At 44.8% G+C, this 24,623-nt stretch carries 17 protein-coding genes; 15 read left to right on the forward strand and 2 right to left on the reverse strand.

Annotation, left to right across the window (positions count from 1 at the left end):
* Nucleotides 1-56: 56 nt before the first annotated feature.
* From AC07NA_RS11005 to AC07NA_RS11065, 13 genes are all read left to right on the forward strand, one after another.
* Nucleotides 57-806 carry an SDR family NAD(P)-dependent oxidoreductase gene (locus AC07NA_RS11005; protein ID WP_494897614.1) on the forward strand — a complete coding sequence of 250 codons (750 nt, stop codon included), beginning with the start codon at nt 57-59 and terminating at the stop codon, nt 804-806.
* Nucleotides 807-871: 65 nt separating this feature from the next.
* Nucleotides 872-1,453 carry a TetR/AcrR family transcriptional regulator gene (locus AC07NA_RS11010; RefSeq protein ID WP_494897615.1) on the forward strand — a complete coding sequence of 194 codons (582 nt, stop codon included), beginning with the start codon at nt 872-874 and terminating at the stop codon, nt 1,451-1,453.
* Between the two features lie 470 nt (nt 1,454-1,923).
* Complete coding sequence (locus tag AC07NA_RS11015) at nt 1,924-4,302, forward strand: TonB-dependent receptor plug domain-containing protein (RefSeq protein ID WP_494897616.1); 2,379 nt, start codon at nt 1,924-1,926, stop codon at nt 4,300-4,302.
* A 26-nt stretch (nt 4,303-4,328) separates the two neighbouring features.
* Entirely contained in the window at nt 4,329-5,618 is a 1,290-nt protein-coding gene (locus AC07NA_RS11020) for a RagB/SusD family nutrient uptake outer membrane protein (RefSeq protein WP_494897617.1), read from the forward strand.
* A 5-nt stretch (nt 5,619-5,623) separates the two neighbouring features.
* A complete protein-coding gene (locus AC07NA_RS11025; RefSeq protein WP_494897618.1) occupies nt 5,624-8,689 on the forward strand; it encodes a SusC/RagA family TonB-linked outer membrane protein in 3,066 nt (1,021 codons plus the stop codon).
* A 30-nt stretch (nt 8,690-8,719) separates the two neighbouring features.
* Nucleotides 8,720-10,306 carry a RagB/SusD family nutrient uptake outer membrane protein gene (locus AC07NA_RS11030; RefSeq protein WP_494897619.1) on the forward strand — a complete coding sequence of 529 codons (1,587 nt, stop codon included), beginning with the start codon at nt 8,720-8,722 and terminating at the stop codon, nt 10,304-10,306.
* Nucleotides 10,307-10,324: 18 nt separating this feature from the next.
* Nucleotides 10,325-10,963: a fasciclin domain-containing protein gene (locus AC07NA_RS11035; protein ID WP_494897620.1), complete on the forward strand. Its 639-nt coding sequence runs from the start codon at nt 10,325-10,327 to the stop codon at nt 10,961-10,963.
* A 9-nt stretch (nt 10,964-10,972) separates the two neighbouring features.
* A complete protein-coding gene (locus AC07NA_RS11040; RefSeq protein ID WP_494897621.1) occupies nt 10,973-11,815 on the forward strand; it encodes a hypothetical protein in 843 nt (280 codons plus the stop codon).
* 11 nt (nt 11,816-11,826) lie between these two features.
* Entirely contained in the window at nt 11,827-13,464 is a 1,638-nt protein-coding gene (locus tag AC07NA_RS11045) for a LamG-like jellyroll fold domain-containing protein (RefSeq protein ID WP_494897622.1), read from the forward strand.
* An 11-nt stretch (nt 13,465-13,475) separates the two neighbouring features.
* A complete protein-coding gene (locus AC07NA_RS11050; protein ID WP_345210773.1) occupies nt 13,476-13,964 on the forward strand; it encodes a hypothetical protein in 489 nt (162 codons plus the stop codon).
* A 40-nt stretch (nt 13,965-14,004) separates the two neighbouring features.
* On the forward strand, nt 14,005-15,543 hold the full coding sequence (locus AC07NA_RS11055; protein WP_494897623.1) for an Ig-like domain-containing protein: 1,539 nt from the start codon (nt 14,005-14,007) through the stop codon (nt 15,541-15,543).
* 272 nt (nt 15,544-15,815) lie between these two features.
* The gene (locus AC07NA_RS11060) at nt 15,816-17,192 is read left to right on the forward strand and encodes an aspartate aminotransferase family protein (protein WP_494897624.1); all 1,377 of its coding nucleotides are present in this window, start codon (nt 15,816-15,818) and stop codon (nt 17,190-17,192) included.
* Nucleotides 17,193-17,223: 31 nt separating this feature from the next.
* On the forward strand, nt 17,224-18,165 hold the full coding sequence (locus AC07NA_RS11065; protein WP_494897625.1) for an alkaline phosphatase family protein: 942 nt from the start codon (nt 17,224-17,226) through the stop codon (nt 18,163-18,165).
* A 105-nt stretch (nt 18,166-18,270) separates the two neighbouring features.
* Here the strand turns inward: AC07NA_RS11065 and AC07NA_RS11070 are convergent, their stop codons facing one another.
* Nucleotides 18,271-18,954, reverse strand: a complete 684-nt coding sequence (locus tag AC07NA_RS11070) for an HAD-IA family hydrolase (protein ID WP_494897626.1) — start codon at nt 18,952-18,954, stop codon at nt 18,271-18,273.
* A gap of 154 nt (nt 18,955-19,108) precedes the next feature.
* On the opposite strand from AC07NA_RS11070, the gene AC07NA_RS11075 reads away from it, so the two are divergent.
* A complete protein-coding gene (locus AC07NA_RS11075; RefSeq protein ID WP_494897627.1) occupies nt 19,109-21,580 on the forward strand; it encodes a phosphocholine-specific phospholipase C in 2,472 nt (823 codons plus the stop codon).
* Nucleotides 21,581-21,770: 190 nt separating this feature from the next.
* On the forward strand, nt 21,771-23,030 hold the full coding sequence (locus AC07NA_RS11080; protein ID WP_494897628.1) for a YdcF family protein: 1,260 nt from the start codon (nt 21,771-21,773) through the stop codon (nt 23,028-23,030).
* 237 nt (nt 23,031-23,267) lie between these two features.
* Here the strand turns inward: AC07NA_RS11080 and AC07NA_RS11085 are convergent, their stop codons facing one another.
* Nucleotides 23,268-24,383: a TlpA family protein disulfide reductase gene (locus AC07NA_RS11085; RefSeq protein WP_494897629.1), complete on the reverse strand. Its 1,116-nt coding sequence runs from the start codon at nt 24,381-24,383 to the stop codon at nt 23,268-23,270.
* Nucleotides 24,384-24,623 lie beyond the last annotated feature (240 nt).

The raw sequence follows: 24,623 nt of genomic DNA on the forward strand, positions 1-24,623 counted from the left end.
GAGTATTCCGTTATGTATCTATATTTGGACTGTTCATTCCTAAATAGAAAAATGACATGAAAAAATTAGCAGATAAAGTAGCAATCGTAACCGGCGCGTCCAAAGGGATAGGTGCTGGTATAGCTAAAAGTTTGGCAGCTGAAGGCGCTGCCGTTATAGTAAATTACGCTTCGGCAAAAGAAGGTGCCGAAAAAGTAGTGGCCGACATTGTAGCCGCCGGTGGTAAAGCCGTAGCTGTACAGGCAGATGTTTCAAAAGCAGCTGATGTTGACAGATTGTATGCTGAAACCAAAGCTGCCTTTGGTGAGGTTGACGTTTTGGTGAACAATGCCGGTGTTTATGAGTTTGGCGCTATAGAAGCCATTACAGAAGAACATTTTCACCGCCAGTTTAATACCAACGTATTGGGTTTATTGCTGGTAACCCAGGGCGCGGTGAAAAGCTTTGGCGACCGTGGTGGCAGTATTATCAATATCAGTTCAACCGTAACACGTATTACCCCGCCAGAAACCGCTGTTTACACAGCTACCAAAGGCGCGGTAGATTCTATTACCCAGGTATTATCTAAAGAACTTGGTCCTAAAAAGATCCGTGTTAACGCCATCAACCCGGGCATGGTTGAAACTGAAGGTACACATACCGCAGGTTTCATCGGCAGCGATTTTCAGAAACAACTTGAGCAACAGGTTCCACTGGGCCGTATCGGTTTGCCTGAAGATATCGCGCCTATCGCTGTATTTTTGGCTTCAGATGATTCCGGCTGGTTAACCGGCGAAATACTGATTGCCAGCGGCGGTCATCGTTAATCCTAAAAATCCTTAAAAAATCGATAGCTTTGTCCTGAAAAAACAGGACAAAGCTTTTGCTATTTATGGCCAGAACAAAAGAGTTTGATGAAAGTGAAGTGCTCCAGAAGGCAGTATGCCTGTTTTGGGACAAAGGCTATAACGGAACCTCCATGCAGGATCTGGTGGAAGGACTGGGCATCAGTCGTTCCAGCTTGTACGATACCTTTGGCGATAAGCACCAGCTTTACATAAAAGCGCTCGAAACTTACCAAAAAGGCTATGGCAGCCAAATGTGCGCGTTGATCAGCGAAGCACCATCGGCAAAAGCAGCCATGCGCGCTTTGTTCGACCTTATTGTTAATAACCTGCTGGACGACCAGCAACGCAAAGGTTGTTTCTTTGTTAATGCCGGTGTTGAACTGGGCGCTTACGACCAGGAAGTAAGCTCACTCATATGCCAGAACGAACAGCAATTAGAACAAACATTTTTAAAAGTAATTCACCGGGGACAGGAAAACGGGGAAATTGATCAGCGTAAAGATCCGCAGGCACTGGCACGTTTCCTGAGTAATACCGTAAAAGGATTACAGGTGTCGGTTAAATCAACTACCGACAAAGGTTTTTTTGAAGATGTTATCCGCACGGCACTCATCACGCTCGACTAAACCGGGGATTAATATAACGTGCACTTTAAATGCCATAACCCTCCATCTATATTACTATATATATAAGGTGTAATACCTACAAATAAAAAGCGCAAAGCCTTTCATACCTATATGAGAGGCTTTACGCTTTTATACCCCCATATTAAAAATCTTCACTCACCCGCATACCGGGTATTTGCACAGTCGGCAGGCTTATGGGCCAATACTTTTGGCAAAACCCCATCCCAAAGCACATTTATTTAACAACTCCACACTTTAAATAGTGTCGAATTCACAATTCGTTAATTTATATCTCCCCTTATCTTAATAAACAATGTTTAGTATTGCTTAACATTTAGCGGGCATTGAAACGGCTCTTCAGCTGATGTTATTAAAGCTGTACAAATTCATGTTTGTGAAAAAAACAGGTCTGGTTATAAAATTTTGAAACGATAATTATGAAGTTATTGCCAAAATGCATTTGGAAAACTATGTTTCTTTTTCTCGCATCCCTCGGAGGGGCGATGAATGTACGTGCCCAGGATACGCTGGTGGTTGACAGTGTAATCTCATCAAACCGGAGTGGTGTTGAGAATATTCTGCTGGGCAACATTGCCGGTTTAAGGGTTAAAAGCTGGACTGGTACACCGGGTGTACAATCCACTATAAATCTTCGCGGTTTAAATATTGACCCTACCGACAAATCAACCATGCCGCTTATCCTTATCGACGGCATCCCGATCATCGGCAGCCCGTCGGATGTAACAGGCATTAACCCACTCAGTTATTATTCGGCCGACCAAATAGAGCGGATCGAAGTAGTAAAGAATATTGATCTGCTTGCCGCTTATGGCGTTCAGGCGCCAAACGGGGCAATCAATATTATTATGAAAGAGGGTAAAACGGGCGCTATCCATGTAAGGGGTAACGCGTATGCCGGTGCCAACTTTGTGCCCGATAACAATTACAAAAAGGATGCCTTTTACAATTTCAATAACATGGCCCGCAGAGATGTATATGGCAACGGCGGCATTGTTAACGAACAAAATGTAATGGTAGACGGCGGCGGCGATTACGGCTCATACCTTTTCGGCTTAGCTAACTACCAGGATAAAGGTTATATCAAAGATTCCGGCTTTGGCCGCCAGTCGTTGTTCCTGAATGCTAAGTATAATATCTCTCCAAAATTTACGGCGCACTTTTATAATAACCTGGCGCTGGCCAACAGAAACGGCCGTTACGCGGGCGAGTTCAATCGCGAACTGCCGCTGCCGGTTATAAACGACGAAGGTTTTGTGATGGATAAGAAAAGGAACGTTGGTTTGGTTTCCTTCATGGGGCTTAGCTACCAGTTCAACCCTGCGTTTAAAGCCAGTTCAGTCGCATCATTATCTTATGAGGCCGCAAGCAGGGATGTGTATGTGCCATCTACCGTGTTAGACGGGAGTATTTATGCCGCGAGCGTTACCAGCAAAAGGCAACTCATCACCATTAATACCTCTGTAAACTACCTGCACCAATTTGCCGACTGGCTGAAACTGGATATGACCCTCGGCAACGAGCTCAGAACCAACGACGACAGGCTGACCTCGGTTGACGGGCAACGCAGTTTAGAAAGCGGGGGTTCAAACTTTGTAAAAGTAGTAACGGGTTATAACGCGGCTCAAACCAACGCGCTGTCTGACCACGAGATGGAAAAGATATTTTCTTTCTATGGTAAATGGAACTGGAAGTACAAGGAAGATCTGGATATTAACATGGTGCTGCGTACCGATGGTAGCTCATTCTACAAAAACAAATGGGCGCTTTACCCGGCACTGGGTGTGCATTACAACCTCAAAAATACCCTGAATATACCTGTAAAAGCGAATGTGGCTTACGGTAAAACCGGCATATTGAGCCGCCCCGAAACTTACCGCGGGCAGTTAAGCGGTTACGGTGATTATTACGGTGGTAACGAACTTGGTGTAGGCCAGCTTTATCCGGCTTTCGCTGACGCGAAGAGCGTAGGTGTTTACCAGTTTGATGCCGGCTTATCTTTCGATATCAATTCTTCAATAAATTTTTCAGTTAACTATTTCAATAAAATATACAAAGACTTTACTTATCAAAGATACCTGCCCAACATTAGCGGTATCGATTATCAATACGAAACCGGCGGATCACTGGGGCTTTCGGGGTTTGAATTTAACCTTGATGGCCAATGGATCCACACCCGCGATTTCAGCTGGACAACCAACTTTAACATAGCGGCATATAAAAACAAGGTAAGATCGTTACCTGCCGATATTCAAAATACCAGCCTTGCTTACCTGGGCGCGCTTTCAAAAGGCGACGCGGTTACCTCGCTCATAGCCTACGAAGGCAACCAGCAAAAAGTAATTGGTAACAGCGAAGCAAAAGGCTTCGGCGGTATCAGCAATACATGGAGTTATAAAAATATTTCGGCCGGCCTAACGGTTAGTTACGCGTGGGGAGCTGATGTATCGGCAGAATCATTCACCAGTACCTACTATGCCGATCAGGTTGGTAACACCTTCCCGCTGAAAAGCGCCGAAACACCTTACTATACTACCAGTACCGATGCTACCGGGCGTACCATTTACCAGGGGATCAGCAATATTGAAAATGCAAGTTTTGTACGCTTAAACAAGGCTGTCCTTACCTACCATTTCGGCTCAGTGCTTAAACGCCTGGTGTCTATCAGTGACATGGAGGTGTTTGTTCGCGGCGATAATTTGATTACCCTTTCAAAATACAGCGGCCTTAACCCCGAGGAAAATATAACAGGTATCCGCAAGCGCGATCTGAGCTACACAGGTACTCCATTCCCTGCATCACTTGTATTGGGCTTAAAACTGGTTTTGTAAACTGACGATATAAAAAAATGAACGATATGAAATTTTGGAAGCTCATCCCGGTCGTACTGCTGTGTGTCCTTACATCGTGCAAGGATTCGCTCACTACCGATTTAGAGAACAGAACAGTTGCCGAAGGATATTATGATTCGGCACAGAAGATAGAGCAGGCAGTTATTGGAGGTTATGTTGACCTCAGAAGGGCATTGCTGGCTAATTATGCATGGTTAATGTATGGCGAAGCCAGAACAGGCGATCTTACGGTAGCCGTTAACTACCAGCAGGCAGTAGCAAATCAGCAACTAACCTCAGATGACCGTTACGTAAAGCAACTTACCGACTGGGGCTACTTTTACGATGTTATAAAAGATGCTAACGATTTGCTTGATATTATTAATAAGGCAGATGCAAGTGTACTTAATAATAACCAGCGCAATTTATTTAAAGGTGAAGCCCTGGCGCTTAAATCGTCGGCATATTTTTACCTGGCCCGTATTTGGGGTGATATTCCATCTGCCGAGAAAAACAACTTTGGCGTACGCCTGAGCAATCAGGACGCTGTTAAGATGGCTGCTGCCTGGGCACTGGAAGCCAAAGGCCTTTTACCATGGATGCTGATCAACGATGACGGTATAGAAAGCGTTGCTTTAACCAATATCAGGTTTAACAAAACAGCAGCTACTTCATTGCTGGCACAAGAGCAGCTATGGCTGGGTAACGGCCAAAATGCTTATGACGTACTCAATAATACTTTTACCGCAGCTACAACCGATAGCTTATCTGCTTTCGGTTTATCGGTAGGGGTTGACAGGCGTACCGCGATCCCGCAAATTCCGCTGGATGAGAAAGTAGTACGCATGCCGCTGGAAAGGTTCAATACCATTTATCCAACCGGAGATACCAGGCGTAATATGTTCAACATTTCAACCGCTGATAATACCGCTACGCTGATAGTTAGCAATAAAGATATGCTGGAGCTTTTACCGTTACGTGAAATCAACCTGCTTTTCGCGGAAGCGGCCTGGCGCGGCGGACATCTGAGCGAAGCTAAAACCTACCTGATAAAAGCAGCAGCCGGCGCCAAAGAAGATTACAGCACATTAAGCGAAACAACCTTTGCCGATGCCCTGCTAACCGAACGCAGGCGTATGCTGCCGGGTACCGGTCAGCGCGTGTTCGACCTCATCAGATTTGGTAAAGTGAGCACATTCATCCCGGTATTTACCGACGCCGATGTGCAAAACGGGGCAGCTTACTGGCCATTATCGGCAAGTAGCCTGAAGGGTAATTCATTAAGTCAAAACAGTTATTGGTTATCGAAAAATTAAATATAATGAAGGCATTAATAAAAAGAGTTTTTCTTTTTGTAGTACTGGTGATTCCTGTAAGTGTGATCGCTCAAACTGTTACGACGGGTAAAGTAACCGATCAGCGGGGCGAAGCCGTGATAGGGGCTACCATAAAAGTACAGGGTAAAAACGGCGGCGCCATGACGGATAATTCCGGAACATTCCGCTTACCGCTTACCGTTGGCGACACGCTGCTTTGTACCTCTATCGGTTTTCAAAGCCTTAAAATAGTTTATAAAAAAGCAGCTGATTTAAACATCCATCTTACCGAAGATACCAAAACACTGGGCGAGGTATTGGTGGTAGGTTATAAAAGCCAGGCCAAACTGGAAATTACCGGTTCGGTAGCTTCTGTTAAAATGGATAAGATCACCGAAACCCAGGCAGCAGAATCATTCGAGTCATTATTGCAGGGTAGGGTAGCGGGTGTAAACATCCAGCTCAACTCCGGTGAACCGGGCGCGTCGCCTGCCATCATCATCAGGGGTTTGGCCGCGGTAAGCCGCGATGACGCTTCTGCAATTTCTGAACCCTTATATGTAGTTGATGGTATTCCCATCATTTCAAAAACAAGCAGCGAGTTTGCCATTACCAGTACCAACGTACTGGCCGATCTTAACCCGAGCGATATTGAAGACGTGGTAGTATTGAAAGATGCTTCTGCCGCGGCTATTTATGGTTCGAGGGCGGCAAACGGTGTAATTTTGATCACCACCAAAAAAGGAAAGATAGGCAAACCGCAGATCAATCTGAACATTCGTACGGGTATCAACTTTGTACCGCAATTGCTTGATGTTGCCGGTGGTAATAAAGAGCGCGAGCAGGTTACCCGCCTTTACAATCAGTACGCCCCTTACGGTGTATTTATGCCTGCCATGTATACCGATGTAACCAACCCGTTCTATGGTAATTCATCCGACTGGCAAGGGTACCTATACAATACTTCTGTTACCCAGGATTATAATGGTTCTATCAGGGGCGCGGGCGATTTTGGTCAGTATAGCATCAGCTTAGGGTATATGGATAACAGGGGTATCTTGTTCAATACCGGCTTCAAACGTTACAGCACTTTGGCCAGTACCACCTTTAACGCTTTAAATAAGAAACTCATCATTAACAATACGCTGGCTGTTTCACGTACAGATCAGGGCCGTAACCCCGATGCGCTTTCTACAACCTACTCATCTTTACTGCCGCTGCCTGATAATCCTTTGGTGCAGGGTGCCGAAGTATATCAACCAGGCAATGTTTCTAACCTGAACGACAGGGTACGTTTCAGTTCGGATGCTACATTGAATATCATTAAAGATTTGAGCTACAAAGCCAGCCTGAGTTTAGAGTATCTGCGCTTAATGCAGGATTCTTACTCGGTATCGCGCCGTACGCTCAGGGCAACCAATAGCAGCGGTGCCGGTGAAAACCGAAACCTGCTTTTTCAAAATACATTAACCTACGCGCCTAAGTTTGGCGACGGCCACAAGATCAGTTTATTGGTTGGGCAAAGTGCCGAGAAACTGGAATCGAAAATTACAACCGTAAACAGTGTAAGCGCTGCGCCAACCTTGTCACAAACGGTTAACTGGCCAAAGGGAAACAGCATAGGCAGCAGTAACTATACCGCCAATACGCTGATGTCATACTTCAGCAGGTTAGATTATTCATACAAAGAGAAATACCTGTTCGGTGCTTCTATCCGTACAGATGGATCATCAAAATTCGGCGCGGCTAACCGCTGGGGTATCTTCCCGTCTGTTTCGGCCGGTTGGAACTTTAGCAAAGAAAAAATATTTGAAAACTGGAACTGGTTATCAAGCGGAAAGATCCGCGGTAGCTACGGTTTATCAGGTACCACGTGGGATAACGATTACCTTGCCCTTGGTATCATGAACGGCGGTACGCTCGATCAGTACAATTCATTGCTGCAAATCTCTTACGGTGGTATCTCCGGCTACACACCTACCTGGTATAACGGTTTCAAAAACGAAAACCTTACCTGGGTAAAAACATCAATGAGCAACATCGGTGTGGATATTTCCTTATTCAAAAACAAAGTGGAGTTCATATTTGATGCTTATGAAAAGTTAACCAAAGGCTTGCTGTTAACCACGGCATTGCCAACTACCTCAGGTTATAACGAGGTTTACCGTAACGCTGCCAACGTGCTTAACCGCGGTTTAGAGTTTACCGTTAACACCAACATGAACTTAAGTTCAAAATTTACCTGGAGCACAGGCTTAAACTTTGCCTACAACAAAAACCGTGTGATAGCGCTGCCTGACGGTAATGCCGATATCATCAAAACCAGTACTTCCGGTCAGGATTTTGGCTCGATAGTACGTTCGGGTACCCCGCTTAACGGTTTCTTCTTCTACGAATCGCAGGGTATTTACCAAACAGAAAGCCAGATCCCGGTGAATCCTAAAACGGGCGCACGTTTAATAGGCTTGCAAGGTAAAACCCTTAAAGTGGGCGATAGGAATTTTAAAGATCAGAACGGCGATTATAAGATAGATGTATCTGATCGTGTTTACGCAGGCGACCCTAACCCGAAATGGACCGGTGGCTGGACGAACGACTTTAACTACAAAGGTTTCGGGCTAAACGTGGTTTCAACCTTCGTTATAGGTCGCGATATTGTGAATACGGCACTGCTTAACAGGCTGAGGTTCGGTAAAGATTTTGCCGGTAGCTCATCAATGCCAAATTTTGATAACTACTCTATATGGGAAAAAAGCGGCGACAATGCCAAATATCCAACCCTTAACCCATGGGGCGATGCTTCGCAGATTGTAAACTACGATTCGGAATACATTGAGGATGGTTCTTACTTCAAAATTAAAGCGGTTACATTTTCATACAATTTCACTAAGAAGATTATACCACGCCTGCCTTTCGACAGGATGAGGGTGTATTGCACTATGGATAACGTGGTCACCTTCCAAAAATACAGCGGACCCGATGCGGAGCTGGTGAGTATAGATGGTTTTGATATGTCGGGAGGTTACCCAATGCGCAGAATGTTACTGTTCGGGGTTTCATTAGGGTTTTAATCTGACGGAGAGATATAGGTTCAATTCAATATGAAGGCCGTTGTGATGAAAGATCATGATAGCATCATCAAAAAAATAAAAATTAAAGAGATGAAAAATAAGGTAATTGCCATGTTCCTGCTGGTGATAATGATTGCCGAAACAAGCTGTAAAAAGTGGCTGGACGAAAAACCGATCAATACGGTAACAGAAGACCAGGCCTGGCAAACAGGTGCCGATGCTGAAGGCGCGGTAGCAGCAGCTTTCGCTATTTTCCGAAGAGGATTGTCGGGTTTAACAAAAGACGATACCCCTTCAACTACACGTAACGGCTCATGGGGTGATTATTATTTCTGGGGTGATTCGCGCTCAGGCGACTGGATCACACCTAATAACGACGGCGACTGGAACGCGGGTTTCCAAAACCACCTGATACAGCGTACCGAGTTGGAGCCGATGACCAACTGGCGCCTTTTTTACAGGGCTATTGAGCAATGTAACCTGGTGCTGGAGAAAATACCGGCCATTACAAACGGACTTACCAATGAAAGAAAAGCCCAGCTATTGGCCGATGCACGTTTCCTGCGTGCTATGTCGCATTTTTATGCAGCACGTATTTGGGGCGATGTGCCTATTAACCTTACCGCGCGTAATGTAGAGGCACTGGGCAGAAGACCGCTTGCCGAGGTAATGAAAATGGTGGTTGATGAAGTGAACATAGCACTGCCCGATCTGGTATGGCAAAATAAAGGTACCCGTAAGGAGTCGATGTCGAGAGGTACAAAAGGTGCTGCCCTTGCCCTTAAGGCGCATGCTTTAATGTGGCTGAAAGATTACCAGGGTGCTTCTGATGCCATTAAAGAGATCATGGATTCGGGCGTTTTTAAACTGGTAACAATGGATGGCCTGCGCACTTTGTTTGATACCGGCGAATCTGAAGAGATCATCTTTGAGATGTACTACGATGTTAAAAAAGGGGAGTATTCAGATTACTACGGCCACATCATGACGTATTATCTAACCAACCCATACACCTCAAGGGGCGAGCTTTCATTAGCTGTGCCAAAATCAAAAATATTAGAGATCTATCCTGACTACGCGAGGGATAAATCAGACAAACGTGTAAACGAGTTTTTTCAAAGTATAGACTTTTCGGTAAGCAGCAGCGAGCTTAGACCAATATTCCCTGATCCATTGCAAAATGGTGAGCGTGCTATCATGTTCGCCAAATTCAGAAAGGTGAAAGACAGAACTTATAACCTGATGGATGCGCCGGTACCTATTTTCAGGTATGCTGATGTGCTGCTTCTGAAAGCTGAAGCCGATGCAAGGCTTGGCCGTGTTCCGGAAGCGTTGGAGAACCTGAACAAAGTACGTACCCGTGCCGGTATCCCGGTATTTACAAGGGATGATGCACCGGTTGTTATTGAAGAAGTACTGGCAGAAAGACGTAGAGAATTGATCGGTGAGTTTCACCGTGTGTATGACCTGGTTCGCTTAGGCCGCCTGCACGAGTTTAACAGCTTTATTACCGCTCAGGGCGAAAAAGACGGTGCCGGTTTCTTCCCGGTTAGCGACGAGGCCTTTGCCAACAACCCTAATATGGAGCAAACCTATTACTGGCAGTTTAATCAATAATATAAACACGCATTCGAAATGATAAAACTAATCAAAGCAATCGCGTTAATAGGTGTCCTGTTTGTAGTGGGATGCAAAGACGCCTATTTTACTGACGGGGGTAATGTACCCGCCGAGCAATCAGGTGTTTTGGGTGTATCCACTATGGATTACCTCACCAGTCACCCTGCTACGTTTGATACGCTGGCCCGTTTAATAAAGCTTACCGGCCTTGAAAGTGCTGTTAACGCCAAGGGCAACACATTTTTAGCCCCGAGGGACTATTCAATTCACAACTATTTTAAACTGTTATACCCTGATCCGGAGAAAAGACCTGCAACGTTGGAGGCCATTCCGCAGGAAGATATGGTGAAGATAACGGAGATCCTTAAAAACTATATTATTCCTAACGAAGAGATAGTTCGTAATAAACTGGCTACCACCTACAGCTACGCCACTACATTTGATGGTAAAAAAGCCCGCTTCAACATTATAACAGATGATTATTTGGGCAATGTTAACATGGGGGCCAAGTATGTGGTTTTCTCGCTTAACATCAGTCCTGATGGACAAAAAGAGGTTTACCAATCAGTACAGGTGGCCACTGCCGATCTGCGGTCGACCAACGGCATAGTGCATGTACTCAATTCAGACACACACATTTTTGGATTTAATTAAGTAATGGTGATGAAACGCAACAGAAAAATATCCTTGTTTTTGATAACGGCGGTTTTTGCCTGCGGTACACTGCTCATGAGTGCCTGTACCAAAATTCCGCAGGAGGGAAGCCTTGCACCCGATATCAGCTACAAGAACAGGAAGCAATACGCCATTTCGGGCTTGCAGCAAAACATCGGCAATTTCCAGGTATCTACCTCAACACTGCCGCTCAATTTTGAAATTGTTGAAGTGCGCGAACTTAACGGGCTTAAAACAACTGCCTTAAACGAAAATATACCGGTAGTGCGCTACAAAGAGCCTATTGTAGGTAACGAAACACCTGCCGAGCTACTACTTAAAACAGATACGGTAATGACACCGGCTGTAAGCATTAATCAGCATACCGGCCAGCTGGAAATACTGGAAGGTAACAGGATCCCTGCCGGCGAGTACCACTTTGATATAAGGGTGGCTAACCAATCGGGCGGCAGGGTGCTTAAAGACGCGCTGGTAATTGAATTTAAAGAATTTGAAGTGAAAACATGGTCGGCAGGGATGGCTAAACAGCCCGAAATAGAACGTGTTGGCGATACGCCTAACCAGATCAAGTTTGTAGGTTATTTGAACGGTACCCCGCTTGGCGGCGATCAGATCGACTTTACCAAAGATCGTGCTATGGGCTTTAAGGGCACATTTGTTAACGATGCCAATGACGGCGAGATATGGAATGTGAAATTCCCGGTAAAGGAGGCAGATACTTACTGTACCTGGAAAATAACAAGCAGTACAGGCGTAGTGAGCTATGTAAGCGAGAACTTCAATTTTGTGATAGGTCTGCCGGGTAGTTACGTGATTCGGTTATATAAATAAGGAGAAGAGAAATGAAACGTATTTTTAAATATTCCTGCTTAATACTGGCCCTCTTTTTAGGCGCCGGTGAAGGAGCTTACGCTCAGACGGCTAAAACCAAAAAAATACTGGTGATCGGCGTAGATGGTATTATCAATACTGCCATTGATTACGCGGCCACACCGGGTATTGATAAAATAACCGCTGACGCTTCGTACAGTATGAACGGTTATGGCGGTATACCTGCCTTTTCAAGTTCGGGTTGGGCAACCATGCTTACCGGTGTATCATCTGATAAACATGGGGTAACAATAAACAAATCGTACTCGGGTAATAAGTTTACGCAATACCCTTCGGTAGTGGCACGTATTAAAACAGGGGCGCCATCTATAGTAGTAGCTTCTATTGTACGTACACCCGAGATCAATACCTTGCTTAACCAGGCAGCCGATCAAAAATTTCAGTACGGTACTGATGAAGAAGTGTACAAAAAAGCTGCCGAGCTTGTAAAGCAGGCAGATATGGGCGCGGTATTCGTACAGTTCAGCAGCCCGGCCGAAGTGGGCGAGCAGGTTGGCTTTCAGCTTCGCCAGGCACGTTATGTACTCGCTATCCAAAAAATTGACGAATATGTTGCAGGCTTAAACGCGGCTATTGAAGCACGTACAGGTTATGCTAATGAAGACTGGGATATTTTCCTGGCATCTACCCACGGCGGTACAGAATCAGGCGTGCCTCAAAGCACAAGTCCGGAAGAGATCAACGTGCCTATCATTCTTTCGGGAAGCGAGCTGGATAACAAAGAGCTTGTAGGCGCGTCACTGGCCCCGAGAGAAAACGCGGATAATATCCTCACGATCAATAAAGCCAGTTCGGGCGATCGTACCTATGTGCGTGTGCCTATTAAAGGGACACCGCTACAGGGTATGAACAAGTTTACCATAGAAACATGGGTAAAGGCAGGCGCTAATACCAGTGACCCATCTATCATTGGAGATAAAAACTGGGATTCGGGAGGTTTACCGGGCTATACTATTTGCCGCAGCGGCTCAACCTGGAAGATCAACATCGCCAACCAAAAATCAGAACGTTACGATATAGGCTCAACCAAGGCGCTGGAAGACGGCAACTGGCATCACCTGGCCGTTACCTTCGATAAAACAAAAGTTTGCGCAGTTTACCAGGATGGAGTAAAGGTAGCCGAATCAACCCTTACCTATAAGGATGGCGATAATATGGCTTCACCTTATGATTATTTGTGCCTTGGGCAGGATGGTACGCAAACCTACAGTGGTGGCGCGCCAAACTGGGCCGGTTCATTCAACGAGGTAAGGATCTGGACAGATGTGCTTTCGGCCGCTACCATTCAAAAATATATGTACCTCCGCAATATCGAAACCAGCGATCACCCTAACAAAGCCTCTTTAAACCTCTACCTGAAAATGGATGATGTAAGGGGAACTATTGTAAAAGATTATAGCGGTAAAGGTAACAACGGCGAATTGGTTGGCCCGGCGAGCGAACGTCACCCGTATTACCCTATCGGCCTTACTGATGTATCAGTAAATATTTTGAGCCACCTGGGCATGCGTGCCGATGGTAGCTGGGGTTTAGAAGGAAGCGTACTGAAATCTAACGTTCCGTATCGCCTGTTTAAAGTGAACAATTAACACAAAATGATATGATAAAGAGATTTAGCTTAAGATCGGTTTTTATTGTGCTTGTGGCATTGATTGTTGTAGCAGGAGCTACTTCGTGCAACAAGGATTTGGTGCATCCCGATAACAACCTGAGTGCAGACCAACTGGTAGCAGGCAGGCTCGACGGTACCTGGGCAACGCCAAGGGATATTGTTACGCCTGAAAATGTACCGGCAGAAGTGTTTGGATCTATGCGTTTGGTATTTACCACAGAGGCATCTGGCAACCCGGCCAGGTTTATGGCGCAGGATTGCCCTGTTGTATTTGGCAACAACGCTTCGGGTACCTGGAGTGTGAAACAAACTGCCGATAGCGCCAAAGTTAACGTGGCAGGCATTGGCCCGGTGGACGACTTTAATATAAAGGTTTCATCAAACTCCTTAACTATCTCATTTTTTATGGGATGGGAAAATACCGATACCAAGGCGACCGGAAAAGGAAACTTCAGGGTAACACTTGCCCGTCAATAATAGCTGCACTGAAATATATAAAGAGATTTTCAATTAAGATATGAAGAAAATTTACACTAAACCATTTGCTGTATCATGCACAATGGTTATGCTTGGCCTGGCCTTGTTCACGTCATGTAAACAGGAAAACGATTATACAGTTGATACGGGTAACCCTGTTGTTGTCAGCTATAACCCTACTTCGGCCGTTGAGGGTGTTGCAGTAGGTAGTAACCTGGTGCTAACCTTTAACGAAATTATTAAAAAAGGTGCAGGTACCGTGGTAATTGCCAGTAAGGTAGATACCCAGCGGATAGATATTACCTCTGACGCGGTTACTATTGCCGATGATAAACGTATCCTGGTAATTAATCCGGTAAACGATCTGGAAGCAGATCAAAACTATACCGTAACCATTGAACAGGGTATTGTTACCGACTTGCTTGGCAATAAATTTATGGGCTTGCCCGATGGTTTTACCTGGACGTTTAAAACGGTTGGCTCAAGCGGACTTCCGCTTACTTCACTTAGTCCGCTACCGGGTAGTACCGATGGTTCTTTGTTAAAGCTTGAACTTACATTTGCCAACAACGTAATAAAAGGCGCTGGAAACATCGCGGTATATGAAACTACAGGTAACGTAAAAGTAGCAGAACTTGCAGTAGGCAGCCAGTCGGTTGTGGTTGAGGGTAAACGTGTAACAGTTAAACTGGCAACGCCGCTTAAATTTGGTACCGCTTACTACGTACTTGCCGATGCCGGTACTATTGTGGATGCTGATGGAAAAGCCTTTGAAGGGTTTTTAACCCCAACTTCATGGAGCTTTACCACTACCAGCGGCAGTAACACCGCTTTGGTTGCCTGGTTACCAATGGATAACGATCTACACGATGCCAGCGGAAACAAGCTTGACGCGATGTTGGGCGAGCATGCTACTGCCAGTGTAAGCTTTGTTAATGACGCTGACAGAGGTAGGGTTGCATCGTTTGTTTCCGGCTCGTATGCGGTATTCCCTAAGCATAATTTATTAAAACCGTCACTTACGCAAAACTTCAGCTTCAGCATTTGGGTGAAACTAAAAGGTATCGGTTCTGACCCTGCATTGTTCTCAAACTCTAATTGGGATAGCGGTGGTAACCCGGGCTTCGTGGTAGCTACCGATGGTGGCGATACCTATACAGGTCCGGGTTCACCAGGCAGAGGCTGGTTGGTGAAAATAACAGGTGATGCAGGCGGTGTAAGTAACCGTATGGACTGGAGAGCTAATGAAACTACCCCCCAAGCAGCGGCAGTGGCCGATGATAAATGGCACATGGTAACTGTAGTGGTTGACCAGACTGCTAAATTACTGCATGTATATATCGATGCCAAAGAAACCGTACAGGCTACAAAACCTGCCAGTTTTGACTTGAATACGTTAAAAGGTCCGCTTTGGGATAGCGCCAACGATTATCCGTTCACGATATGGGAAGATGGATCAGGCGTTTACAATAGCGGCGACGATACCCGCAAAACACTTAGCGGTTTAGTAGATGATGTAAGGATCTACAACAAAGCTCTAAGCGCAGTAGAAGTATCAGGCCTTTACGTAACTGACTAAATAGAGAATGTGCGATTCCCTCCCTCGGGAGGGTGCAGGGAGGGGTTTCATCAACAGGGCTTTTATTTAAAACTGCATAAACCCCTCCCTGCCACCGCAATAATCAACTCACCCGGTCTACGCTTCGCTGGACCACCCTCTCTACGGCTTTGCCGCAAAGAGGGTAGGAAGAAATGAAAAATAAAATCCCCCTCTTTCCGCTTGCGGAGAGAGGGGTGACAAGCGAAGCGATGTCGGGGTGAGTTAATACAAGCATTATAAAATTGAACTAAATGACAAACCGCGAAGGATATCTGCATACAGAGGGTGATCTTAATTTAAGTGAAAGCCGCGAACGTTGGAATCAAAGTATTAATGATCCGGCTTCGCAAGCTGCGCTGAAAAACGATTCGGATCATTTTCTGCATCAGGCCCTGTCTACGCCTTGTTTGGATGTACTGGAATCGGCAGAAGGTATCAGGATCACCAACCTGTCGGGGAAATCATATATTGATTTTCACGGAAACAACGTACATCAGCTGGGATACCATAACGAGTACATTATTGGCAGGGTAAAAGAGCAGTTAGATACACTGGCTTTTTGTCCGCGCCGGTATACCAATATCCCGGCTATAACGCTTGCCGAACGGCTTTCGGCATTAACGGATAATGCCTTGTCGCGGGTACTGTTTGCTCCGGGAGGAACATCAGCCATAGCGATGGCCATGAAACTGGCGCGTATTTATACCGGAAAGTACAAAACCATAGCCATGTACGATTCCTTTCACGGCGCATCTATGGATAGTATTTCGCTTGGCGGCGAATACGTTTTTCAGCAAGGGCTTGGCCCGCTGATGGCCGGTAGTGTACACGTGCCACCGGTTGATAGCTACAGAGGTATGTGGTTCAATCCCAACAATACCGACGGTGGCGATATGGCTTATGCCGATTACCTGGAGTATATTATACAAAAAGAAGGTGATGTGGGCATACTGGTGGCCGAAACTATTCGCAGTACCACTGTGCATGTGCCATCAAAAGCGTACTGGCAAAGGGTGCGCGAAATATGTGATAAGCATGGCGTATTACTGGTATTCGATGAAATCCCTATCGGGATGGGCCGCACCGGAACCATGTTTGCCTATCAGCATTACGGCATAGTGCCCGATATACTGGTACTGGGTAAAGGGCTGGGTGCCGGTATTATACCAATGGCCGCTATAGTTTGTAAGGATGAACTGAACGTTGCCGCACAGGTATCATTGGGGCATTTCACCCATGAAAAAAACCCTTTAGGCGCTGTTGCTGCCCTGGCCGCTTTCGATTATATGGAAAGCAATAACACCCTGGCGCATGTAGCACAAGCAGCCGAATTTATGGACAATCGCCTGCAAGCGATGAAACAGCGATTCGCCTTTATAGGCGATGTGCGCGGCAAGGGCCTTTTATGGGGAATTGAACTGGTAAAAGACCGCTCGACAAAAGAGAAAGACACGCAATCCGCAGAAAAAATATTGTACAAATGCCTCGAACTGGGCTTGAGCCTTAAGGTATCAGATGGTAATGTGCTATGCCTTTATCCGCCTTTGATCATTACCCTGCAAGAGCTGGATGAAGCCCTGAATATATTGGAACAAGCCATGGTGTATGCCAATGGTGGTGCAGAATAAACAATAGAAAACAAACAGAAGAAAAACTACTATGAAACGTATTTTAAGTGTATTGGCGATTATCGCTTTAGGAGGTACAAATTTGCAGGCCCAGCAAAGGAGCGGTAAACCGCTGGCTGAGCATGTAATAGTTATCGGTATTGACGGATTAAGCGTTAACGGTTTATTAAAAGCTAATGCCCCGGTTATGCACCGCATGATTGAGGAAGGCGCTTTTAAACAAAACGCGCGTACCGTATTACCATCATCAAGCTCATCAAACTGGTCGGCCATGATTTTGGGTGCAGGCCCTGAAATAACCGGTATCACCTCAAACGATTGGAAACCCGATGCTAAACACATGACCCCTGTAGCGGTTAATAAGGTTGGTCGTTCACCAAGCATTTACGACATTATTCGCCAGCAACGCCCGCAGGCCGAACAAGGTGTTGTTTTCCATTGGGATGATTACGGCCGCCTGCTGCAAAAAGAAATGGTGAACCATTACGAATATGCCAAAACAGAAACAGAGGCCGCCGAGAAGTTCGCGGATTATATCACTGCTAAAAAACCTACGTTCGCGTTGCTTCATTTTGACCACGTTGATGGTGCCGGACACGACAAAGGCCACATGACCCCGGAATATTTGCAATCTATTGCCAAAGCCGATAGCCTGATAGGCACGGTTTTAAAAGCGATTGAAAAAGCAGGCATAAAAGAAAATACAATGATAATAATTGTTGCCGATCATGGTGGTATCAACAAAGGCCACGGCGGCGAATCTGATGAAGAGATCAACATTCCGGTTATTTATTATGGTAAAGGCGTAAAAAAAGGCTACAAAATTCAGCAACCGGTATACCAGTATGACCTGGCCGCTACCATAGCCTTTGTATTTAACCTTAAGGTGCCTTATTCATGGACCTCGCGCCCGGTAAAGGCTGCCTTCACTGGTTTTTCTGAACCTGAAAATCTTAATGTAGGGCTTAACTAAGCGCTATAACCAGCTTATAATTTCTTTCACATAACAGAGCACGCGATTGTAAAGATCGCGTGCTTTTTGTATATATAAGAAAAGAATAGGGGCTTGGGGATGGTTTTAGTAACGATCTATGATGGGTAATAATTCCATCAGGTTATCGATAATATGATCCGGGTTGGCCGACTGTAATTGCCCCGGTGTATGCGCACCCGTGGTTATGCCAATGCTTAATGCGCTACCGGCATTTTTGCCTTCTTCAATATCAATTATCGAATCGCCTACCTTTATTATTTCGGCAGGTTTTATGCCAAACTTGTCAGCCGCGAAGAGTATCATATCCGGCTCGGGGCGGCCGCCGCTTACATCGGTAGCGGTAACCAGTTGGTCGTATTCTGTACCTTCTTTCCAATCCAGTATGTCAATAATAGATTGCGCTACCGGCCTGCTGTAACCCGTGTTCAGTACCCTGAAGATATTACGCTCTTTCAATGCCGAAAATAAATCAGCAGCATTGGGCTGCGGCAATAACTTAGCTGTTTGGTACGCCTCGGTCAACTGAACCGAAAAATTGCTGTAAATACGGTCGGCAAGTTCGGTATCGGTATTGCCTGCATAAGCTTTTAGTATGCTTTTAATGGCCTGCAATTTTTCTTTTCCGGCACCTTCCGCTAAAACTTCGTCAAGTGTAAAGTTATATCCGGCCTCGTTGATGGCCTTTTGTAGTGTTCTATAAACTATGTTGTTTTCGTTTACCGTAGTGCCGGCCATATCAAAAACAACCATTTTAATTGTTCTGCTCATGTTAAAGTATGTTTAGCAAAACTAAACATACTTTATTATTAATAAACAAACATTGCGTTAAATTTTAGTTAATGTGGCTTAATTATCTTTGGTTGGTGAAAAAGAATGTGCTTAATTAGTACGCTGTTCTGAAAAGCAATAATATTATATTTTTATGAGTGATACACGCCGTGAGTTTATAAAAAAAGCGACCCTGTTAACAGGTGCCGCCGGATTATTTTCGGTACTGCCCGAATCAATACAAAAGGCTTTGGCCATTGATGCCGAAAAGGGGAGTACCTACCTTGATGCCGAACACATTGTATTTCTGATGCAGGAAAACCGCTCGTTCGACCATTGTTATGGTACCTTACAGGGCGTTCGCGGTTTTGATGATCCGCGGGCTATGCATTTGCCTAATAATAACCTTGTTTGGCTGCAAAGCAACAAGGCAGGCGAAACGTATATCCCGTTCAATCTCGATATTAAAAACTCAAAAGCTACCTGGATGCAATCGTTACCACATTCGTGGGATAACCAGGTTGACGCGCGTAACAAAGGTAAAATGGACGGCTGGCTGGAAAGCAAGAAATCGGGCAACCCCGAATATAAACACATGCCACTAACCATGGGCTATTACGATAGGAGGGATATACCTTTCTATTACGCCCTTGCCGATGCCTTTACGGTTTGCGATCAAAACTTTTGCTCATCCTTAACAGGTACCAGCCCTAACCGCTGTTTTTACTGGTCGGGCACTATCCGCGAAGAGCAGAACGAAAACTCGCAAGCCAAAGTATATAACGGACAAATCGATTATCACGATCTTAACTGGAAAACGTTCCCCGAAAGGCTTGAAGAAGCTGGTGTATCATGGAAGGTATACCAAAATGAATTGAGCGTAGGTGTAGGGCTTGAAGGAGAGGAAGACGACTGGCTGGCCAACTTTACCGATAATGACCTCGAATTTTTTAAACAATACAACGTGCGCTTGCACAAGGCCTACCGCGATAACCTTCCGAAAGAATTGGCGGCGATTGAAAAATCGATCAGCGAATTGGAAAAGCAACCATCAACACCGGAGATTGCTAAAAAGCTTACGGAACAGAAGGCACAGCAGGAGCGGGTAAAAAAAGAGATAGCCGAATGGACTGCCGAAAGATATGATAAGCTGTCTGACTTTGAAAAGAACATCCATCAAAAGGCATTCGTAACCAATGTGAACGATCCTGATTATCACGAGCTGGAAACACTTGTGTATGATGATAACGGCGTAAAACGCGAAGTGAAAGTGCCAAAAGGCGATGTGCTGCACCAGTTTAGGGAAGATGTGAACAAAGGTAAACTGCCTACGGTATCGTGGCTTACGGCCTCGTCTAATTTCTCCGATCACCCGGGATCGCCATGGTATGGTGCCTGGTATATATCGGAGGTGATGGATATTTTGACCAAAAATCCGGAGGTGTGGAAAAAGACCATCTTTATCCTTAATTATGATGAGAACGATGGCTACTTCGACCACGTAGCCCCTTTTGTACCGCCGCATTCTGCAAAGCCAGAAACCGGTAAAAGTTCGGCAGGCTTGGATACCAGTGTTGAGCATGTAACCAAAGCGCAAAATGAAAAGGGCGGAAAAGATGGCGACAGTCACAGGGAAAGCCCGATAGGGCTTGGTTTCAGGGTGCCTATGGTAGTCGCCTCGCCATGGAGCCGCGGCGGCTGGGTAAACTCGCAGGTATTTGACCATACTTCGTGCCTGCAATTCCTGGAAACCTTTTTAAATAAAAAGAACGGTAAAAAACTAAAAGATACCAATATCAGCGACTGGAGGCGTACCGTATGCGGCGACCTTACCTCTGTGTTCAGGCCTTACAATGGCGAAAAGATCGCCTACCCGGTATCGTTAGATAGGGACAAAACCATACAAGGCATCTACAACAGTAAATTTAAAGCACTGCCGCACAACTATAAAGAGCTAAACGGACAGGACATTAAAGAGGTAAATGAGCATCCCGCTTCATTTAAAGCCTTCCCACAGCAGGAAAAAGGCAAAAGACGATCATGCGCTTTGCCTTATGACCTGCACGCCAACGGGCACCTGAACAAAACCGGCGACAGCTTTGAAATTTCGATGAAAAGTGCGACTGGCAACGGCGCGCCTTTTAATGTTGCTACCCATACATCAAATAGTGAGATAGGAAAAATGCAGGTATGGGATTTCGCAGTAAAGGGTAACGATGAAATTAGCTATGCATGGCCTTTAAATGGTTTTGAGAACAATACCTACCAGTTAATCTTAAACGGGCCTAACGGTTTTTCAAGGCATTTTGCAGGTAGTAAAAACGATCCGGAAGTTTCTGTTAACGTAGCCTACAGCAAAACAGGTGAGCTGCTGATCGATCTGGTTAACTTAAGCAAAACAAAAACATTCCAGCTAACCATAGCCGACCTCGCTTACAAGCAGCCAGCCCAAAAACTTACCCTCAAACCAGGGCAAACAACCAAGAAGGTGATCAACCTGCAAGCCAGCCACCATTGGTATGACCTGGGCATAGCAGTAGATGGAAACGACACCTTTTTACGCAGGTACACCGGGCGTGTAGAAACCGGTCAGCATGGCTTTACCGACCCGGCGATAGGTGCGTGAGGAATTTATTTTAATTACCCGGATACGGGTTTATTGAAGCCCGGGCCTTGTAATTGACAATTTGAGAAAGCGTATATTCAAAAAGGGGTATACGCTTTCTGTTTTTTTAGCAAGGCATATTTTAGCAGCAAATTTACATTCGGTAATAAAAGTACTGCAATAGTTCAACTATCTTTAACTCATGTACACAATGTTAAAATACAGATCAATTTTACTGGCCCTGTTGTGCTTATTTTTTTACAGCGGCGTTTCCGCGCAGGTAGGGCAGCCAAGAGCCGGGTATAAGCTGATATCGGGAAACGATTGGGTAAAAGCTAAAAACTATTATTTGCTCACACTGCTGCAACATGACAAAAGTGCCGGGGCACTTTTAGCTGCCGATGCCGGGCTTACTGAGCTTGCTCAAAAAAAACTAAACGCCCTGAATATCTCGCTTACCGAATGTAAAGATGCCTTATGCCTGCCGGGGCGACTGAAATTTAGTGTTGAAGAGATAAGCCAGGTGAGTGCCCGCCTTACCGCTCTGTGTAAACCCGGTAACGCTTTAGATAAACTGGTAAAAGAACATCTTGCGCCATCGGGTACCTATATTTATTACGATGCTAAAAGCCCTGCCGAACTATTGGTGAAAGCATGGGAGCAGGATGTAGACGCTGTAAACCATGCTATTGAAGTTTACGCCGAAGGCAAAAAGCCCAATTATCCCCAATCAGACTCTATAAGCTTTGATGTAACTAAAAAAGACTATTATATATTGATGTACGATTGCTCGACCGAAGTAGCCGATGTTGTTAACCGGCATTCGCTTTTCTTCGAAGCGCCGTTGCATGCCGCGCTGGTGTATCTCGAAATTAATGAACGACGGAACGCGGCCGATTGTGAACCTATGGCCACCACTGCTAACCGTGCCGCTGCCGAACGGGTAAAACAGATCAGCTGGGCATCGTACCCTTACTCGCATATTTTGGTGCCCGGTGCCGGGCCCGATAACCTGACCACCCCGCTTAGCGGCGAAGGTATGCTGCGTTGTAAGGCGGCCGCCCGGCAGTATTTTGCAGGGAAAGCACCTTTTGTTGTAGTATCAGGCGGGGCGGTACATCCGTTTAAAACTGTTTATAACGAGGCTGTGGAAATGAAGAAATACATGATCAACAGCTTACACCTACCCGAAAATGCCGTGATTATTGAGCCGCATGCCCGCCATACCACAACCAACATACGTAATGATGTGCGCCTGGTTTTCAGGTACGGCATGCCATTAACAAAACCCGGATTAGTAGTGACCGATAAATATCAGAATGATTTTATAATTACAATGGACAAGCGCTGTATTAACGAACTGAAATATGTTCCGTACAAGCTTGGCAAACGTTTATCTGAAACGGCACTGGAGTTTTATCCTGTTATCACTTCCTTGCAAATAGATGCCGACGAACCGATGGATCCGTGATTGGATTAAGTCTATGGGAGCCAAGTTGGAACTTATCATCGATTTTGTGTTTTGCCGGTTACAGATAACTATAAACGTAGCGATTTCTTAGCAAAAACTTACAATATAAAACATTATGTATATGTTGATACTAAACGAAAAAAGGAAATTGAAATATTATTATCCCGATAATAAAACGTTATGCCCACGTTTTGGAAAAGTAGATGGAAACGCTGAATTTCGATAATATTTTGTCTTCTATTTCATTGTATTTAATTCTTCAACCATTTCGTCCTTAAGTTTTTGGTAATAGCCTGTATAGCTTTTTACTATAGCGCCATCTTTATCAATTAAATAAAAGGTAGGGATGCCATCATACGGAAAAACTTGTTTCACATCGCTTTCCGTGGTATAGGATAAGTATTTTACCGCGAATTTTTTATCAAATTTATCGATAGCGTCATGTTTGTCAAATGGGTAAGCACTAATAATGACAAGATCATTGTATTGGGATTTTAATTGATTCATTAACTGGACTGCGTTAACGCAATGCGGACAGCCCAACCCGGTAAAATTTAATAAGACCATTTTACCTTTCATTGCTTCTAAAGTAATGGTTTTACCAGCGGCGTCATATAACTTAATACCCGGCGCTTTGGTGCCTTTGGTCAGCAGTTGATAGGTTTTATGAACCGGCGCTTTAAAATTAGCGGGAACACTGGCTATGGTCAGATCCGGAAACCTGGCAGGGTTTAAACTGTAATTGCTGTAAAGATGCTCCTCTACCCAACCACCAATTTCACCATCACCACCTATACCCTGCACTTTGCTGGTGATGCTATAAGGTAACAGCGTGTTTTTATTGATCAGCAATTCGGCGAAAGTATAACAATGCTGACCATTAGTTATAGCATCATAAGTAGTAATTCGTGTGTGGCTATAAGCTATTTTATTGATCAGCGTATCCTTCAAATTTTTAACATGGTCCGGTTGCTTAAGATTTGCGCCAATATATTGCGCCCAGTAAGCTAAAGTACGGGTATGTTGCCCGCTAATGGGTTTGTCGCTTAGCGTGTAAGTAGTGTCGCTCAAGTTAAGGCTGATCAGTTTATTACCATCGTATGAGGCGGCCATATTATTGCCGGTGACCTTAAAATAACCGTTGGTTTTGTTTTCGCGACTTTTTAAGGTTGTAAAGCATTTCAGCGTATCGGCAGAAAACTCATCCTGAAAAGACATTTTAGATCTGATAATAACCGTGTAGCTGATATTTTTTGCAGTTTGGAGCTTTTGATATGTTTTTTCCAATACCTGGGCATCAGCACTTATGGTAATAGACGATATAGATAGGAAAATTAAAAGCCAATGTTTCATAAACTAATTTATTAGGTAAATATATCAGGATTGTGATGGAATGAAGGCTAAAGACAAGCATTTAATTATAATGGAAGATTAAATGCTTTTTATTGTAATGAATTATAAGTATTTACATAGATTATTTAAAAGAGATTGATCTATGGTAAATTAGGAACATAGAATCATAAGCAAAAGTATATTCAACGTATTGTCGCAGGTATCACCTCCCTAAAAGAAACAAAAACCTTCAAAAATAAT

Source organism: Mucilaginibacter sp. GW821-FHT07G05, from assembly GCF_059418565.1.